Source organism: Rhodopseudomonas sp. P1 (assembly GCF_039642825.1).
Taxonomy (GTDB): Bacteria; Pseudomonadota; Alphaproteobacteria; order Rhizobiales; family Xanthobacteraceae; genus Rhodopseudomonas; species Rhodopseudomonas palustris_H.
This window is the reverse complement of the sequence record NZ_CP088006.1, coordinates 760,482-775,524: the sequence shown is the minus strand read 5'-3', so window position 1 is coordinate 775,524 and position 15,043 is coordinate 760,482. Positions and strand designations below refer to the sequence as shown.

At 66.5% G+C, this 15,043-nt stretch carries 20 protein-coding genes and 1 riboswitch; of the genes, 9 read left to right on the top strand and 11 right to left on the bottom strand.

The features are described 5' to 3' along the window. Position 1: 1 nt before the first annotated feature. The gene (gene cobU / locus LRC39_RS03675) at positions 2-532 is read right to left on the bottom strand and encodes a bifunctional adenosylcobinamide kinase/adenosylcobinamide-phosphate guanylyltransferase (protein ID WP_011156281.1); all 531 of its coding nucleotides are present in this window, start codon (positions 530-532) and stop codon (positions 2-4) included. After that, positions 529-960, bottom strand: coding sequence for a DUF1636 domain-containing protein (locus LRC39_RS03670; RefSeq protein WP_346296366.1), 432 nt, complete (start codon positions 958-960; stop codon positions 529-531). The genes cobU and LRC39_RS03670 overlap by 4 nt, the downstream gene beginning before the upstream one ends. A 107-nt stretch (positions 961-1,067) precedes the next feature. Next, positions 1,068-1,265: riboswitch (cobalamin riboswitch) on the bottom strand. Positions 1,266-1,361: 96 nt separating this feature from the next. Here LRC39_RS03670 and cobT point away from each other — a divergent pair. Both cobT and bluB read left to right on the top strand, forming a co-directional pair. Further along, the gene (gene cobT, locus LRC39_RS03665) at positions 1,362-2,417 is read left to right on the top strand and encodes a nicotinate-nucleotide--dimethylbenzimidazole phosphoribosyltransferase (RefSeq protein WP_346296365.1); all 1,056 of its coding nucleotides are present in this window, start codon (positions 1,362-1,364) and stop codon (positions 2,415-2,417) included. 26 nt (positions 2,418-2,443) lie between these two features. Then, complete coding sequence (gene bluB, locus LRC39_RS03660; protein WP_430624935.1) at positions 2,444-3,115, top strand: 5,6-dimethylbenzimidazole synthase; 672 nt, start codon at positions 2,444-2,446, stop codon at positions 3,113-3,115. A 527-nt stretch (positions 3,116-3,642) separates the two neighbouring features. On the opposite strand, the gene LRC39_RS03655 is transcribed toward bluB, so the two are convergent. From LRC39_RS03655 to LRC39_RS03645, 3 genes are all read right to left on the bottom strand, one after another. Continuing rightward, complete coding sequence (locus LRC39_RS03655; protein WP_107342895.1) at positions 3,643-4,131, bottom strand: YbhB/YbcL family Raf kinase inhibitor-like protein; 489 nt, start codon at positions 4,129-4,131, stop codon at positions 3,643-3,645. A gap of 170 nt (positions 4,132-4,301) precedes the next feature. Next, positions 4,302-4,874 carry a hypothetical protein gene (locus tag LRC39_RS03650; RefSeq protein ID WP_346296363.1) on the bottom strand — a complete coding sequence of 191 codons (573 nt, stop codon included), beginning with the start codon at positions 4,872-4,874 and terminating at the stop codon, positions 4,302-4,304. A 33-nt stretch (positions 4,875-4,907) separates the two neighbouring features. Next, the gene (locus tag LRC39_RS03645; RefSeq protein ID WP_107342894.1) at positions 4,908-5,123 is read right to left on the bottom strand and encodes an FmdB family zinc ribbon protein; all 216 of its coding nucleotides are present in this window, start codon (positions 5,121-5,123) and stop codon (positions 4,908-4,910) included. A 99-nt stretch (positions 5,124-5,222) separates the two neighbouring features. On the opposite strand from LRC39_RS03645, the gene cutA reads away from it, so the two are divergent. Beyond that, positions 5,223-5,546, top strand: a complete 324-nt coding sequence (cutA, locus tag LRC39_RS03640; protein WP_346296362.1) for a divalent-cation tolerance protein CutA — start codon at positions 5,223-5,225, stop codon at positions 5,544-5,546. On the opposite strand, the gene LRC39_RS03635 is transcribed toward cutA, so the two are convergent. Together LRC39_RS03635 and LRC39_RS03630 are read right to left on the bottom strand one after the other, a co-directional pair. Further along, entirely contained in the window at positions 5,524-5,949 is a 426-nt protein-coding gene (locus LRC39_RS03635) for a GIY-YIG nuclease family protein (RefSeq protein WP_346296361.1), read from the bottom strand. The genes cutA and LRC39_RS03635 overlap by 23 nt on opposite strands. 109 nt (positions 5,950-6,058) lie before the next feature. Continuing rightward, positions 6,059-6,253, bottom strand: coding sequence for a hypothetical protein (locus LRC39_RS03630; protein ID WP_346296360.1), 195 nt, complete (start codon positions 6,251-6,253; stop codon positions 6,059-6,061). A 246-nt stretch (positions 6,254-6,499) separates the two neighbouring features. On the opposite strand from LRC39_RS03630, the gene LRC39_RS03625 reads away from it, so the two are divergent. Beyond that, complete coding sequence (locus tag LRC39_RS03625) at positions 6,500-7,480, top strand: YheT family hydrolase (protein WP_346296359.1); 981 nt, start codon at positions 6,500-6,502, stop codon at positions 7,478-7,480. On the opposite strand, the gene LRC39_RS03620 is transcribed toward LRC39_RS03625, so the two are convergent. Genes LRC39_RS03620 through LRC39_RS03610 form a run of 3 tightly spaced genes read right to left on the bottom strand, consistent with a single transcriptional unit; the run spans position 7,477 to position 10,071 of the window. Continuing rightward, positions 7,477-8,181, bottom strand: coding sequence for a DUF1045 domain-containing protein (locus LRC39_RS03620; protein WP_346296358.1), 705 nt, complete (start codon positions 8,179-8,181; stop codon positions 7,477-7,479). The genes LRC39_RS03625 and LRC39_RS03620 overlap by 4 nt on opposite strands. Positions 8,182-8,203: 22 nt before the next feature. Beyond that, positions 8,204-9,397 (bottom strand): alpha-D-ribose 1-methylphosphonate 5-triphosphate diphosphatase, encoded by a 1,194-nt coding sequence (locus LRC39_RS03615; RefSeq protein WP_346296357.1) that lies wholly within the window; start codon positions 9,395-9,397, stop codon positions 8,204-8,206. Continuing rightward, positions 9,394-10,071, bottom strand: a complete 678-nt coding sequence (locus LRC39_RS03610) for a chloramphenicol acetyltransferase (RefSeq protein ID WP_107354182.1) — start codon at positions 10,069-10,071, stop codon at positions 9,394-9,396. Before LRC39_RS03610 ends, LRC39_RS03615 begins: the two co-directional genes overlap by 4 nt. Before the next feature lie 179 nt (positions 10,072-10,250). Between LRC39_RS03610 and phnC the strand changes: the two genes are divergently transcribed. The 5 genes from phnC (at position 10,251) to LRC39_RS03585 (ending at position 14,195) form a co-directional block, all read left to right on the top strand. Further along, the gene (phnC, locus tag LRC39_RS03605; protein ID WP_107342885.1) at positions 10,251-11,063 is read left to right on the top strand and encodes a phosphonate ABC transporter ATP-binding protein; all 813 of its coding nucleotides are present in this window, start codon (positions 10,251-10,253) and stop codon (positions 11,061-11,063) included. Between the two features lie 108 nt (positions 11,064-11,171). Next, entirely contained in the window at positions 11,172-12,080 is a 909-nt protein-coding gene (gene phnD / locus LRC39_RS03600) for a phosphonate ABC transporter substrate-binding protein (RefSeq protein ID WP_107342884.1), read from the top strand. A 68-nt stretch (positions 12,081-12,148) separates the two neighbouring features. Beyond that, positions 12,149-13,030, top strand: a complete 882-nt coding sequence (gene phnE / locus LRC39_RS03595; protein ID WP_346296356.1) for a phosphonate ABC transporter, permease protein PhnE — start codon at positions 12,149-12,151, stop codon at positions 13,028-13,030. Next, positions 13,027-13,893: a phosphonate ABC transporter, permease protein PhnE gene (gene phnE, locus LRC39_RS03590; RefSeq protein ID WP_264054193.1), complete on the top strand. Its 867-nt coding sequence runs from the start codon at positions 13,027-13,029 to the stop codon at positions 13,891-13,893. The genes phnE (LRC39_RS03595) and phnE (LRC39_RS03590) overlap by 4 nt, the downstream gene beginning before the upstream one ends. A 146-nt stretch (positions 13,894-14,039) precedes the next feature. After that, entirely contained in the window at positions 14,040-14,195 is a 156-nt protein-coding gene (locus LRC39_RS03585; RefSeq protein ID WP_263990520.1) for a hypothetical protein, read from the top strand. A gap of 21 nt (positions 14,196-14,216) precedes the next feature. Here LRC39_RS03585 and phnF read toward each other — a convergent pair whose 3' ends face one another. Next, entirely contained in the window at positions 14,217-14,945 is a 729-nt protein-coding gene (phnF, locus tag LRC39_RS03580) for a phosphonate metabolism transcriptional regulator PhnF (protein ID WP_011156263.1), read from the bottom strand. Between the last annotated feature and the right edge of the window lie 98 nt (positions 14,946-15,043).

Sequence of the window (15,043 nt, the reverse complement as noted above, 5' to 3'; positions counted from 1 at the left end):
ACTACTCTCCTGTTTGGCGTTTCAGCCACAGCGGCAGGCCGGCGGCGATGAAGGCGACGTTGGGCACGGCGGCGGCGATGGTCTGATTGAGGCGGCCTTGCGCGTCGCGGAAGGCGCGGCCGAGCGGCGTCTCCGGCACCAGGCCGAGGCCGACTTCGTTGGAGACGAGCACGATCGGACCGGCGGCGACGCCGAGATAACGCGCCAGTCGCCTTGCTTCGACCTCGGGATCGCGGCCGGCTTCCATCAGGTTGAACAGCCACAGCGTCAGGCAATCGACCAGCACGGCGCGGCCGCGGCCGGCGTGCTGGGTCAGCGCATCGACCAAGCCGAGCGGCTCCTCGATCGTGGTCCAGCCGTCGCCGCGGCGGGCGCGATGGTGGGCAATGCGATCGGACATCTCGTCGTCGCTGGCGGTGGCGGTCGCGAGATAGATCCTAGCCAAGCCGCTCTCGGCGACCAGCCGTTCGCCGAACACCGATTTGCCGGAGCGCGCGCCGCCCAGCACCAGGGTGGAGATCAGCGCGCTCATGCCGGCGCCCGCCCATCGTCGGGAGACCATTGCGGCGGCGGCAGGCGGACGACGGTGCCCTTGCGCAGGACTTCCGGGCGCTGCCGCCACGGCACCAGACCGTAGTGACTGTCCTGATAGGAGGCCACGAACGCCGCCACAGCGTCAGCGCCGCCGGCGCCATCGAGATCGCCGAACACGAAGGTGTAGCCGCCTTCGCTCGACACCGCGACGGTGGCGGCACGCTTGCATGCGGACAGGCACTGCACGGCGCGCACCTGCACCGCGCCGGCGCCGGCCAGCGCGGCGCGGACGGCTTCCAGCATCGGCGCACCGACGGCGACGCCGTCGATCGTCTTGCAGGTGGTGCAGACGCTGACCATCACCGGCGCGCCAGGCAGCATGCGCGGCGGATCGGCGCTCACATCGGCAGGGGGCTCGGAATCCATCGGGCTCGAATCATCGGGTCAGCTATCGAGCTTTGTCGGAACGCGCGGGAGAGGCCTTTGCCGTCCGCACTGCTTCCGTCCGGTGCACCCCGCCCCGACGACCCTTCAAAGCACAATACGCGATGGCAGGTCTCCTGGCTCGCGAGTCGCCGCCATTCGCCGCCTTCCCAGGAATTCCCAGTGGCCTCGGCGATGGCTCGTCGCTTACAGTTGCGGGGGCAGCTCCGGGATCGAGACGCACCGCGTCTCCCACCGGCTTCCCTTTTCACCTTCCTTGCGGAAGGACCATCGTCGGGCACGCTAGCTGCGACGCTGTTGCGGGTCAACAACGCGAAGGTGGTGTTGACCGGGCTTGCGCGTTTGCCTCAGTTGCGCGCCTTGCCGAACCAAAGGACCATCCGATGCCGACCGAAACCCTCGTCACCTGGCAGCCGCCGTCGATCACCCCGGTCGACCCGTCGCTGAAAGCAACCTTGCGGGCGCGGGTGGACGGCAAGGCCAAGCCGCTCGGCTCGCTCGGGCGGATCGAAGACCTCGCCATCGAACTGGCCTTGATGCGGCATCCGCAGCCGCCGCGCGCCGACAATGCGGTGCTGATGGTGTTCGCCGGGGACCATGGCCTGACCGAAGAAGGCGTGTCGCAATATCCGTCCGCCGTGACGGTAGCGATGGTGATGACCTATTTGGCCGGCAAGGCCACCGCCAACGCATTCGCAGCCGCCAACCATGTCGACGTCCGGGTGATCGACGCCGGCGTCGCCGCCGATCTGCCGAAGCATCCCGATCTGATCGACGCCAAGGTGCGGATGGGAACCGCCAACGCGGCGCGTCAGCCGGCGATGAGCGTCGCGGAGACGTGCCAGGCACTCGATCGCGGCGCCGAACTGGCACGCGCCGAGATCGCCGCGGGCGCGGACGTGATCGCGCTGGGTGAGATGGGGATCGGCAACACGGCTTCGTCGTCGCTGCTGCTGCACCGCCTCGGCCCGGCGCCGCTCGACCAGAGCATCGGGATCGGCGCCGGCCAGGATGCCGACGGCATGGCCAAGAAGAAGGCGGCGATCGAAAAGGCGGCGATGCGCAGCCCCGCCACCGCACCGCTGGAGGTGCTGGCCGAATTCGGCGGACTGGAGATTGCCATGATGGCCGGCGCGGTGCTGGGCGCCGCATCGCAGCGCCGGCCGGTAATCGTCGATGGCTTCATCGCCACGGCCGCGGCGCTGGTCGCGGTGCGGCTGGCGCCGGAAGCCCGCGATTATTGCGTATTCGCCCATCGCTCGGCCGAGCGCGGCCACGACCTCGCGCTGCAGGCAATGGACGCCGCGCCGCTGCTCGATCTGCGGCTGCGGCTCGGCGAAGGCACCGGCGCGATCCTTGCCGTGCCGCTGGTGCGCGCGGCCTCGCGGCTGCTCACCGACGTCGCCGATCTCGCCGACGTGCTGGCGGGCAAGCTGTGAGTACGGTGCTGAACAAGATGGCGGCGATGACCGATCCGGCCGAGATCGCAGCCGCCAACGCCAACCCGCCGGTGTTCGACGAAGCGTTTCGGGAGAAGTTCGCCGAGCTGATCGCGTGGCGGCGCGACGTCCGCCGCTTCAGGACCGATCCGGTTGCGCCGGAGCTGATCGATCAGCTCCTCGACCTCGCCCAGCTCGCCCCGTCGGTCGGCAACAGCCAGCCGTGGCGCTGGATCAGCGTCGACTCGGCCGAGACGCGGGCGCGGATCCGCGCCAACTTCCTGCGCTGCAATGAGGTGGCGGCGAGCGCGTATCAGGGCGACCGTGCGGCGCTGTACGCCAAACTCAAACTCGAAGGCATCGACGTCGCGCCGCGGCAGTTCGCGCTGTTCTGCGACCGCGAGACGGCGCAGGGTCTCGGTGTCGGGCGCCAGACCATGCCCGAAGCGCTCGATTACTCCGTCGTGGCGATGATCGAGACGTTCTGGCTCGCCGCGCGGACGCTCGGCCTCGGAGTCGGCTGGGTATCGATCCTTGATCCAGAGGCGATCACCACCGAGCTCGACGTGCCGGCGACCTGGAAGTTCATCGCCTATCTGTGCGTCGGCTGGCCGGTGGAACACCACGTCGACCCGGAACTGGTGCGCCATCACTGGCAGGACCGCACCACCGCAGGCCGCATTGTGCTGTCGCGCTGAGTTCCATCGGTGCGCGGGCGCACTGAGTGCCCGCGCTGTTTGTTGATCGTTAAGGCAAGATCGCGGCGAGAGCCGCAATTTGCAAGAAATCGTCACATTCGCGCGTCAGGACTCCGTCCGCGTTTCCGATAACGGAGGACCGGACATGCGAACTACCAACCTTTGGACGACCGCTTTGTTTGCCGGCGCGCTGGTCGCGTCGAGCCTATCTGCCGCACCGGCGCTGGCGCGCGGTCAGCAGGATCAGCGCAACGCCGGCGAGGCCGCAGCGACGGCGTCGGGATGCAGCTCCTACGAACGCGCACCCGACGGATCATGGCGCCAGATTCCCTGCCTTTCGAGCGGACCGGCCGCCGCGATCACGCGCAGCTCGTCAAGCCGAAGCTCAGAAGCCAGCAACTGATCACAGCGCCTTCAAGACGACCGGCGCGGTCTCGGTCGTCCTGGCCTTTACGCTTCACTTCCGTCGTTGCTGATAACCGGACCAATCCGGCATCAGCAGCGAACAGGATGGCATCTGCTCGGGCTTAACGCCCGAACAGTCCGGTGATCGTCGTCTTCGCCAGGGTGTGGAAGTTGAGATCGAAGCCGACCAGCGCCGGCATCGCGGTGGCGCCAGCGTTCGGCAGCTTTTCGACGTCGACCGCGAATACCGTGATCTGATAGCGGTGCGGCTTGTCGCCCGGCGGCGGGCACGGGCCGCCGTAACCGGGCACGCCGAAATCCGTCAGGCCCTGGATCGTGCCTTCGGGCATCAACCCCTTCGCGATATCGCCCGCGCCCTTCGGCAGCGACGTCGTCGTGGCCGGAATGTTGAACACCACCCAATGCCACCAGCCGCTGCCGGTCGGCGCATCGGGATCGTACATCGTCACCGCGAAGCTCTTGGTGCCGGCGGGCGCGTCGCTCCAGCTCAGCGCCGGCGAGACGTTGGCGCCGGTGCAGCCGAAGCTGTTGAACAATTGCTCGTGGGCGATCGTTGCGCCTTCGGCGATGTCGGGACTGGTGAGCTTCATGGCCTGCACTCCTGCCGCATGCGGGCGCGCACGCCGGCTGGCGCGCAGCGCACGTCATCGGGTCGCTGATGTCGTGGTCCCCGCCGGGCGGCGAGGCGACGCGATGCTAGCAAGCCGAAACGGGCGACGGAAGCTCATGCGCGGCTCGGGGCCGGCGACAAATTCGCCGATTATTCCGGCTTAGCCGCCGGCGCCTTGCGGGACGGCCTCAACAGCAGCGGAAAACCGGAAAAGAAGGTGTTGGAATTGATCAGCAGCGGAATCCCGAGCCATTCCGACACGGTCCGCGGACCGCTGCGCAACTCCTCGCGCCGAGCCTGAGGTTGGGCCGGCCGCGCCGGTGATGCCGCTGGCGCCGACTTGAATGCCTGCGCCGCAGGATCGGGGACCGGCTGGGCTTCAGTCCTCGCCGGCTGCGCGAGGGCCGGCGCCGTAGAGCCAGCGGTGCTCGTCGCACCTGCCTCTTTGCCGCCGTGCCGTTCGAGAATGCCGCTGGCGACGAGCGCCGACCCGAACGGCGGCTCGACCCGGACCACGGTCCCGCCGCCGCTCGGACCGCGGCGATCGGGCACCTCGACCAGTTCGACCCGGTTGAAGCCGCGCTGCTTGAGTTCGGCAACTGCGGCCTTGGCCTGTGTGGCGCTGTCGAAGGTACGGGTGATCTGCGTCATGTCTGGCATGCCTCGGAGGGTTGCTCGTCGGCGTGCAAACGACCTGAAGCGCAGGATCGTTCCTTCCGGCAAACACGGCGTCCCGAGTGGGGAGCCGCTGGCCGGCTAGGCGCAGACGTCCGGCATGCAACAGCCGCCGCAGCCACCCTTGCCGTCGCACATCGGAGCCTCCGGCCCGCCCTTGGCGGGCTTGGCGATCAGCGACAATTGCTGCTCGAGGCTGGTGCTCTCGCAGGACGGGCACACCGCGGATTCACCGGAGAACAGCAACGTCTCGAACTGGTGACCGCATTTGTTGCAGACGAAGCCGTAAATCGGCATGACGGAGCTTCCGAAGCTGACTGGGAACCAGTTGCGCCTAGCAAACAACCGGCGCGGCCTGCAACGCGTCGGATCAAATCGAAGCCAAGGAGCGACGCGATGGATCAGGGCGAGGCCTGCGTGGTGATGGTGACGGCGCCGAATAAGGAGGAAGCGGAACGCTTGGCAGTCGCAACGCTCGAAGCCCGGCTCGCCGCCTGTGTCCAAATCCAGGCCATCACCAGCCATTATTGGTGGGACGGCAAGATCACCAGCGACGCCGAGCAACTGCTGCTGTTCAAAACCCTGCCGACGAAGTTCGCCGCCTTGCGCGACCTGATCACCTCGCTGCACTCCTACGACACCCCGGAGATCATCCAGCTCTCAGTCACCGCCGGCGCGGAGAAATATCTCGGCTGGATCAGGCGCGAGACCGGGGCGTAGAATCGCCCCGCAACCACACCGGCGCCGCGTCGTCTCCGGCGAGCGCCGTGCGGACTTTACGGGCAGCGACGCGCGACGGCCAACGCAGCAGATGGCTGTGGCAGTGGGCGCAATCCGTGGCGCCGAAGCCTTCGATCGGCACCGGCAGAAATCCCAGCCGCGCGACCAGCTCGCACTCGTCGCCGCCCGCAATCGCCCAGGCGCCCAGCACCTCGCCGGCCGTCGTCAACTGATCGACATGCCAGCGGATCGTTTTGTCCTTGCGGAAATGCCGTCCGAGCCGAGCGGGCAGGCCACCTGGCCCATAGGCCGAGCCGCAATACAGGTAGCGCCCCGGCCGAAGTAACGGCGACGCAGCGGCGCCGAGCCGGATCGCGAGCGGCGCGGCGATTGCGATCGCCACCACATAGGCGCCGGGACCTGACGGGCAGGCAGGATGCGGTGCGGAGGTCATCACGACCGGTGTGCGTCCGCCGTCTCCAGCCGGTCAAGCCCGCAGACGACGTCGCCGGCTAGTGCTTGGTCGGGACCTGGCTGAGCAGCATGCGCTTCAGCTTGGCGCGCGCGTGCATCTCGGTGGCGGACTGCATCACCAGCCCCTTGGGCGCATCGCTGAGAGCTTCGGCCTGCGCCCATTCGGCGGCGGCGAGCCATTCCAACTCGTCGGGCGACAGATTGCGGAAGGGAGCTGGGTCGGCGACCTTCATGGCGATTTCCTCATAGGAGCGATCCCGGCTGCTTCGGCTCCGATCGCTTGTCGTTATGGAGGCCAGCTTAGGGCGATGCCGACCCGACAACAACTGCGACATATCCGGCCGTCGCAAACGTTAGTTGCAAATGCAAAGCTAATGCGATGTTGACGCGCTCGGTTGCAGTGGCCACCGTCCCAGTGGATAGGTGCGTCACACTCGTCCGACCTGTGTGTGTTTGTCCCTCCTTCGATTCTGCTCGACATGACTGATCTACGATCCTATCGCGCACCGTGGTGGTTGCCCGGCGGCCATATGCAAACCATCTGGCCGACGCTGTTCGCGCAGCCACGGGCCTCGCAAGCCATCAAGCTCGTCCGCGAACGCTGGCGGGCGCCAGACGGCGACTTCATCGACATCGACCACCTACCCGGGCCCGACCATACGCCTTGGCTGGTGCTGTTTCACGGCCTCGAAGGATCGTCGGCGAGCCGCTACGCGATCGCATTTGCGCAGGGCGCGCTCGCGCGCGGCTGGCGGCTGTCGATTCCGCACTTTCGCGGCTGCTCGGGCGAACTCAATCTGGCGCCGCGCTCGTATCACTCCGGCGACTTCCAGGAAGTCGGCTGGCTGCTGGCGCGAATTCGCGACCGCGCCGATGCGCCGGTGCTCGCCGCCGGCGTCTCGCTCGGCGGCAACGCGCTGTTGCGCTGGGCGGAGGAAGCCGGAAGTGGTGCCGCAGAGATCGCGCGCGCAGTGGCGGCGGTCTCAGCCCCGCTGGATCTCGTGGCCGCCGGCGCCGCGATCGATAGCGGCGTCAACCGCCTGATCTATACCCGGCATTTCCTGCGCACGATGATTCCGAACGCGCTCGCGAAATGGCAGCAGCATCCGGGGCTGTTCGATCGCGACCGCGTGCAACGGGCAACGACTTTGCGTGAATTCGACGATGCCTTCACGGCGCCGCTGCACGGCTTTGCGGGTGTCGATGACTACTGGACCCGTGCCTCATCCAAGCCGCATCTGCACCAGATCAAGATCCCGGCTTTGGTCGTGAACGCGCGCAACGATCCGTTCGTGCCGGCCGCCTCGCTGCCGACACCGGACGACGTCGGCACGATGGTGACGCTCTGGCAACCCGATGAAGGCGGACATGTCGGCTTCGCCACCGATCCCTGGCCCGGCCGGGTCACCGCCATGCCGGAGGCGGTCAGCGAGTGGCTCGGCTCCGTTCTCGAGCGCTAATAATCGGCGCTGCGCAATTCGAACTGCGCGATACTCTTGAACCGGGCCCCGCGCGCGTCCTGGCGCAGCACAGCGATCCGATCGATTGCAATCCGGTCGATGCCCGCGGCCGCGAATTGTCTCCGCAGCAGCGCCAACAATTCGTCGTGGCGAGCCGGATCGAGCGAACCGGTCAGCGTCATGTGAAACCGGAACTCGTCCATCACATAAGGGTAGCCCCAGCGATCGAGATAGCCGACCTGCTCGGGCGTCAACCGTTCCGGCTTGCGCCGGGCGCGATCCTCCGCCGACAGCGGCGCCCGAAATTCATCGAAATCGCGAACGCAATCGGCCGCGAGCTGCTGCAGCGACTCGGACGGCACTTCCGGCACCAGCGCGATGAACCCACCGATCGGCCTGATTACCGGGGCAATCTGCGGAATCGCCCGTGGCGTTTCGGCAAAGGTCGCACAGGCCCACAGCAGGTCGCTCTCGCTGCGGCCGCCGATCAACCCGAACGGCGCCTTCAGGGTGGCGTGAAAGCCGTAGCCGCGTGGGTCTGCGGTGATGTCTCGCCAGTCTTCGATCGCCGCGGTCGGCGCGGCGAACGGCACGTCTTCGCCGGAGACGACATCGTAACCGAGCATCGTCGCCCCGAACTGCGCAAGAGCGCTGCCCGCGGCGGGCAGGTAGTAAATCGCGTAGCGTGGAAAGTTCGACATCGCCGATGATGATAACGTCAGATCAGGCGGCAACGCCAGCCGGGTGCGGCAGTTTGCGCGTGATCACGAAGCGCTCCGGATCGTCGACATGCACCAGCCGGCCGCCGGCGATCACAGCGACGATCCGCGGCCGCAACGCGACCCGATCATCGACCAGCAGAACGTCAGCGCGCTGGCCGCTCGCGATCGTGCCGCGCTCGGCGAGACCTGCGGCGCGGGCGGGGTTTTCCGAGATCAGCTTCCAGGCCTGCTCCAGCGGAAGGATGCCGTCATGCACCAGGCGGAACGCCGCGAGCAACGGCGCCGGATAGTAGTAGTCGGAGGCCAGTACCGAGCATAGTCCCTTGGCGATCATATCGGCCGCTTTGGTCCAGCCGGTATGGCTGCCGCCGCGCACCACGTTCGGCGAACCGAACACGATGAAATCGCCGTGCAGCGCCGCATCGCGCGCGGTCTCCTCGGTGGTGGGGAACTCGGCAATGCCGACGCCGAGATCGCGATAACCCTGCCGTATCGCCGGGGTATCGTCGTCGTGCGACAGCATCGGCATCGACACCTCGCGGGCGATGGCGGCGAGGCGCCGGTTCGCCTGTGGCACTTCGTCGCCGCGCGCCGCGACGCGCTCGACCAGCCGGTCGAATTCATCGTCGGATAGGCCAGTACGCTCGACCATCCGGTTGCGCTTCTGCGGCTTGGCGAGGTTCGCCAGCGTCGTGTCCATGTGATCGTTGAAGGCGAACAGATCGACGCGGCGATCAGCGATCCACTGCGCGATCTCGTCGACCGCATCGAGATTGAAGGTCTCGTGGCGCAGATGAATGCGGGTGTCGGCGGAAAGCCGCGGCTTGGTCAGATCGATCGCATCCAGCATCCGGCGGGCGTTGTCGGCGCTGCGCAGGCCGGGCTCCCACGACCAGGTGACGGCGTGAAAGACCGTGGTCAGGCCGTTGGCGATCGCCTGGCGGTCGCTGTCGATCAGCGCCACGTCGATCGGAAAGTCGACGCCGGGCCGCGGCATCATCTGCCGCTCGAAGGCGTCGCCGTGCAGATCGACGATGCCGGGCAGCACCAGCAGCCCGCGGGCATCGATCCGGATCGCCGCATTGCCGCTCGTGGAGCCGACCGCCGCGATGGCGCCGCCAGCGAGCTGCAACGATGCCTCGGCAATCTCGTCGCCGACCAGGGTCCGGCCGCCTTCGATCGCGATCTCGCTCATCCCATCACCTGCTGTTCTGCCGCCGGCTCTCGGTCCGATGGCTGCACTTCGGCCGCACCTTCATATCGGTCGAGGAATTCGTCCACTGACAATTTCCGGAAGTCGGGCAGCGCGGTGCGCAACGCTTCGTGGCCCCAATTCCACCACGCCAGCGCGACCAGACGCTCCGCCTGTTGCTCGGAGAAACGGCGGCGGATCGGCCGCGCCGGATTGCCGGCCACGATGGTGTAGGCCGGCACGTCCCGGGTGACGATCGCGCCTGCCGCAACCACCGCGCCGGTACCGATGTTACGGCCCGGCAGCACGATGGCGCCGTGACCGATCCAGACGTCGTGGCCGATCTCGACATGATGCGAGCGGCGCCAGGCGAAAAACTCGGCGTCGTCGCTCTCGCCCTCGAAATAAGTACTGGCGCGGTAGGTGAAGTGCGCCTGGGTGGCGCGCTGCATCGGGTGATTGCCGGGGTTGATCCGGGTCATCGCCGCGATCGAGCAGAACTTGCCGATGCTGGTGTAGGTGATCTGCGAGTCGTTGACGACGTAAGAGTAATCGCCCATCGCCACTTCGTTCAGGATGGTGCGGGCGCCGACTTCGCAATAGGCGCCGAGGGTGACGTCGTGCAGCTTGGCGGTCGGATCGACGGTCGGCGCGACCGTCAGCAGTTTCGCAGCCATGGGATTCTCGTGCGCGATGATTGGGGGTGAGCCTGTCATCGACGCCGCCCGTGACGCCGTCGTGACGCATCGATGACGCAGCGAAGACCTTGATATGTCGGCCGAACTACATCGACTGTCACACGGCTGCAAAACAACAGCGTTAGCGATTCCTCCCGAACCTGTTTCGGGAGCAGCGCATGCTGGTAGTTGAGGGTCTGACCTGCCGTTTCGGCAGCAAAGCCGCCGTAGATGGCGCATCGTTTTCGGTGGAGCGCGGCAGCTTCGTCGGGGTGATCGGCCGATCCGGCGCGGGCAAGTCGACCCTGCTACGCATGCTGAACCGGCTGGCGGAGCCGTCCGAGGGACGCATCCTGTTCGAAGGCGTCGATGTGACCGCGCTGCAGGGCCGCGAACTGCGACAATGGCGCGCACGCTCGGCGATGATCTTTCAGCAGTTCAACCTGATCGGCCGTCTCGACGTACTGACCAATGTGCTGATGGGCCGGCTGTCCGAAGTGCCGTCGTGGCGCTCGCTGGTGCAAATGTGGCCGGAGCAGGATCGCGCCCTTGCGATCTCGGCGCTCGATCAGTTCGATATGGCGTCCTATGCGGCGCAGCGCGCCGACCAGCTTTCCGGCGGCCAGCAGCAGCGCGTCGCGATCGCCCGCGCCCTGGTGCAGCAGCCGGACATCGTGCTCGCCGACGAGCCGATCGCCTCGCTCGACCCGCGCAACACCAAGATCGTGATGGATGCGCTGCTGCGCATCAACAAGCACTTCGGCATCACCGTGCTGTGCAATCTGCATTCGCTCGATCTCGCCCGCAGCTATTGCGACCGGCTGATCGGCATGGCCTCGGGCCGCGTGGTGTTCGACGGTGCGCCGGCCGCGCTCACCGATCAGATCGCGCGCGAACTTTACGATCTCGAAGCCGACGAAGTGCTCGGCGCAGCGCCGCACGTTCCGCACGGCCTTCCCGCCCCCGCATTGGCCGGCGTCGCCGTGGCCTGATCCCGGCGGCGATCGTTCGCCGTTTTCCCTATCCGGCACCGCCCGCGGCGCGTCCGCGTGCGGTCGCCGTGTTTCGACCGTTCACCGACTGAAGAGACAGGAAACCTCATGATCAAGCTCCGTACTCTCGTCGCCGCCGCTGCCGCGCTGGCGTTCACCGCGCACGCCGCGCCGGCGCAGGACTGGAAGGCGAAATATCCCGAGCTGGTGTTCGGCAAGATCCCGGACGAGAACGCCTCGGGCACCACCACCCGCTGGACCCCGCTGACCGACTACCTCACCAAGCAGCTCGGCGTGCCGGTGAAGCTGCGCATCGCCAACGACTATGCGGCGGTGATCGAAGGCCAGCGCGCCGGCAACATCCACATCGGCATGTATGGCCCGGCGTCCTACGCCCGCGCCTATCTGGTCGGTGCCAAGGTCGAGCCGTTCGCCATCGAGGTCAACGGTGACGGCTCAAAGGGCTATCACTCGGTGCTGTATGTGAAGAAGGACTCGCCCTACCAGAAGATCGAAGATCTCAAGGGCAAGAATCTCTGCCTGGTCGACCCGAATTCGACCTCCGGCAACAACGTGCCGCGCTTCATGATGAACAAGATGTCGATTGATCCCGACAAGTTCTTCGCCAAGGTGATCTACGCCGGCAGCCATGAGAACGCGGTGATCGGGGTCGCCCAGGGCACCTGCGATGCGGCGTTCAATTGGTGGAACACCGAGGACGAATCCAACCTGCTGCGGATGGACCGCAAGGGCATGGTCAAGGCCGCGGACTTCCGCATCATCCTGAAGTCGGACCTGATCGTGAACTCGCCGATGGCCTATCTGTCGGACCTGCCGGAAGACCTCAAGGCGGCGATCCGCAAGGCGGTGCTCGATCTGGCCACCAACGATCCGGAAACCTTCAACAAGATCTATGAAGGCAAGGCCAAGCCCTATGCGGCGACCAGCCACAAGGACTACGAGCCGGTGGTCGAGCTAATCAAGTTCGTCGACAGCCTGCGTAAGTCGAAGTCCTGACGCATCCCAGCACATCATCGGACGTGGGCGGCCCACCGGTCGCCCACGTCGTCATGTCGGACAACCGAATGCAGGCAGCCGTCACAGAACTTCCCGAACCGCAGCTCCGCGCCCTCGCCGATCACTACGACGCGGCGGTAGCGGCGAAGCGGCGTCGGTTGGCGCTCGGCGGCGCGATCCTGATCGCCGCGATCGCCGCGGCCGCCTGGATGGGCGAAGTCAATCTGGTCAAGCTGGCCGATAATTTCTGGCGGTTTCCGTCCTACTTCATTTCGATCGCGCCGAAGCTCGCGCTCGCAACCTTGTGGACCGACCTCGCCGACTGGTTCTGGGGCATCAAGCGGTGGACCGGGTTGCTGCTCGACACCATCCTGATTGCCTATGTGGGCACGCTGCTCGGGGCGCTCGCCGGCTTCGCGCTGTGCTTTCTCGCCTCGGCCAATCTGGTGCGTTCGCGCACGCTGGTCTTCGTCACCCGCCGCTTCCTTGAATTCTGCCGCACCGTGCCGGAGATCGTATTCGCGCTGCTGTTCGTGCTGGCGTTCGGGCTCGGCCCGCTGCCCGGCGTGCTGGCGATCGCGATTCACACCGCCGGCGCGCTCGGCAAGCTGTTCGCCGAAGTCGTCGAGAACATCGACGACAAGCCGCTGGAAGGCGTGGTGTCGTCCGGCGGTGATTGGTTCGAGATGGTCCGGTTTGCGGTGGTGCCGCAGGTGCTGTCGAACTTCGTCAGCTACGCGCTGCTGCGGTTCGAGATCAATGTCCGCGGCGCGGCCGTGATGGGCTTCGTCGGTGCCGGCGGCATCGGTCAGGACCTGATCGAAGCGGTGCGCAAGTTCTATTACAGCGACGTCAGCGCCATCCTGCTGCTGATCATCGTCACCGTGATGGCGATCGACTATTTCACCGAAGGCGTGCGCCGCCGCCTGATCGGCCAGGAGCGACGATGAGCACCGCCCGCCGCACCCTGAGCTTCGGCGACGAAGCCGGCATCGCCGCCCGCTTTCCCGAACACTTCCGTCCCAACTGGATCAACCGCGCCAAGCTGATCGGCGGCCTGACATTGGCCGCGGCCATCTTCGTGTTTGGCCTGATCCGTCTCGAGATCCCGTTTGACAGGTTATTCAGCGGCATCGGCCGTCTGATCGAATTTCTCGGCCTGATGCTGCCACCCGATCCGGGATCGTGGCAGCTCGCGCAAGTCTATCTGCACGCGATGGGCGAAACGCTGGCGATCGCCTTTCTCGGCACGCTCGGCGGTGCATTGCTGGCGTTTCCAGTGTCGTTCCTGGCGGCGCGCAACGTGCTACGCATCCGCCCGCTGCAATTGCTGACACGGCGCCTGCTCGACGCAGTGCGCGGCGTCGACACGCTGATCTGGGCGCTGATCTGGGTCGGCGTCGTCGGGCTCGGCCCGTTCGCCGGGATTCTGGCGGTGATGTGCTCGGACTTCGGCAATTTCGGCAAGCTGTTCTCGGAGGCCTTCGAGGCCGCCGACGAAAAGGCGAGCGAAGGCGTCAAGGCGACCGGCGGCTCGCACGTCCACAGCGTCCGCTTCGGCATGTTGCCGCAGGTGGTCCCGATCCTGGCCAGCCAGGTGCTGTACTTCTTCGAATCCAACACGCGCTCCGCCACCATCATCGGCATCGTCGGCGCCGGCGGCATCGGATTGCAGCTCGCCGAGCAGATCCGCGTGCTGGAGTGGCAGAAGGTGTCGTTCCTGATCCTGATGATCCTGGTCACCGTGGCAGCGATCGACTGGATCTCCAGCAAGCTGCGCTTCGCGATCATCGGCCGAAAGGCGGTTGGATAGCCACTGATGCGCGTGCGGATCGATCCCGACCCATTTCTTTATGTCGCCCCTATCAGAACGCAGTCGTCGGCCTCTCGATCCTTTATGCCGATCGGCCGATCTTTCCGTTGCGTTCGGCAAGTCCCGAACGACACGGAGGATCGAGCATGTACAGCCAGGGTGCGATTTATAGCGGGCGGAATCGCAGGGCCACCGTCCGGGCGCAGAAGGCGTGGCGCTCGAGCTTGCTGCTCGGCGCGCTGATGATCGTCAGCATCGCCATCAATGCCGCCATCGTGCTCGCCACCGGCAATGGCGGATAGTCATCGCGGCCTCAACGCCGGCTAATCCGGCTCGATCACGAACTCGACCCGCTCAGCGGCGAAGCGGGCGCGGGAGGTCAGCAGCGGTGTGCCGTCGGCAGCGACGTCGATACTCTCCACCACCAGCACCGGCCGTCCGGCCGCGAGATCGAGCCGCGCCGCATCGGCGGCATCGACCACCGAGGCGGTGATCCGGGTCGACAGCCGGCGATAGTCGCTGATGCCGTAATGCGCCAGCACCTTGGTCATCGAGCGTTTCGCCGCGAACACCTTGGGCGCATCGGGAAATCGCACCGCCGACAGCCAGGTCGTGCCGCGACTGATCGGCACGCCATCCGCCGATCGCAGCGCCTCGATCCGGAACAGTGGCGCGCCGATGTCGAGATCGAGCTGGCCGGCCAACGCGCCGGTCGCGGCCTCGCGCTCCGCGGCGATCAATTGACCGCGCGGCTCGCGCCCTCCTGCATTGATGATTTCGGAAAACCGCGTCCGGGTGCGCAGCGGATAAGCGATCCGCCGGCTGCGGACGAAGGTGCCGCTGCCACGCTCGGCGCGCACCAATCCACGCTCCGCCAGCGCCGCGAGCGCCCGCCGCACGGTGTGGCGGTTGACGCCGTAGTTCTCGGCAATCTCGGTCTCCCCCGGCAGCTTGCCGCCGGGCAGATAGCGGCCGTCGGCAATTGCCAGCTCGATGCCGTCGGCGACCTGACGCCACAGCGCGACGCCTGAAGAGAGTGCTTCGGCGGTCATGACCGGAACGCTTTCGTGATCATCGCCACGGAATTCGTCGTCATCGAGTTTTCACATTGTGCCTCTATCAAGTTGTCTATTAACATAGACAACTTGAA

Coding starts and splice junctions, on each gene's coding strand:
- phnD (WP_107342884.1), top strand. CDS start 11,172: ATGATCAAGCTCCGTACTCTCGTCGCCGCCGCTGCCGCGCTGGCGTTC.
- LRC39_RS03610 (WP_107354182.1), bottom strand. CDS start 10,071: ATGGCTGCGAAACTGCTGACGGTCGCGCCGACCGTCGATCCGACCGCC.
- cutA (WP_346296362.1), top strand. CDS start 5,223: ATGGATCAGGGCGAGGCCTGCGTGGTGATGGTGACGGCGCCGAATAAG.
- phnE (WP_346296356.1), top strand. CDS start 12,149: ATGCAGGCAGCCGTCACAGAACTTCCCGAACCGCAGCTCCGCGCCCTC.
- LRC39_RS03625 (WP_346296359.1), top strand. CDS start 6,500: ATGACTGATCTACGATCCTATCGCGCACCGTGGTGGTTGCCCGGCGGC.
- phnE (WP_264054193.1), top strand. CDS start 13,027: ATGAGCACCGCCCGCCGCACCCTGAGCTTCGGCGACGAAGCCGGCATC.
- LRC39_RS03630 (WP_346296360.1), bottom strand. CDS start 6,253: ATGAAGGTCGCCGACCCAGCTCCCTTCCGCAATCTGTCGCCCGACGAG.
- phnC (WP_107342885.1), top strand. CDS start 10,251: ATGCTGGTAGTTGAGGGTCTGACCTGCCGTTTCGGCAGCAAAGCCGCC.
- cobT (WP_346296365.1), top strand. CDS start 1,362: ATGCCGACCGAAACCCTCGTCACCTGGCAGCCGCCGTCGATCACCCCG.
- cobU (WP_011156281.1), bottom strand. CDS start 532: ATGAGCGCGCTGATCTCCACCCTGGTGCTGGGCGGCGCGCGCTCCGGC.
- phnF (WP_011156263.1), bottom strand. CDS start 14,945: ATGACCGCCGAAGCACTCTCTTCAGGCGTCGCGCTGTGGCGTCAGGTC.
- LRC39_RS03585 (WP_263990520.1), top strand. CDS start 14,040: ATGTACAGCCAGGGTGCGATTTATAGCGGGCGGAATCGCAGGGCCACC.
- bluB (WP_430624935.1), top strand. CDS start 2,444: ATGACCGATCCGGCCGAGATCGCAGCCGCCAACGCCAACCCGCCGGTG.
- LRC39_RS03670 (WP_346296366.1), bottom strand. CDS start 960: ATGGATTCCGAGCCCCCTGCCGATGTGAGCGCCGATCCGCCGCGCATG.
- LRC39_RS03645 (WP_107342894.1), bottom strand. CDS start 5,123: ATGCCGATTTACGGCTTCGTCTGCAACAAATGCGGTCACCAGTTCGAG.
- LRC39_RS03620 (WP_346296358.1), bottom strand. CDS start 8,181: ATGTCGAACTTTCCACGCTACGCGATTTACTACCTGCCCGCCGCGGGC.
- LRC39_RS03655 (WP_107342895.1), bottom strand. CDS start 4,131: ATGAAGCTCACCAGTCCCGACATCGCCGAAGGCGCAACGATCGCCCAC.
- LRC39_RS03615 (WP_346296357.1), bottom strand. CDS start 9,397: ATGAGCGAGATCGCGATCGAAGGCGGCCGGACCCTGGTCGGCGACGAG.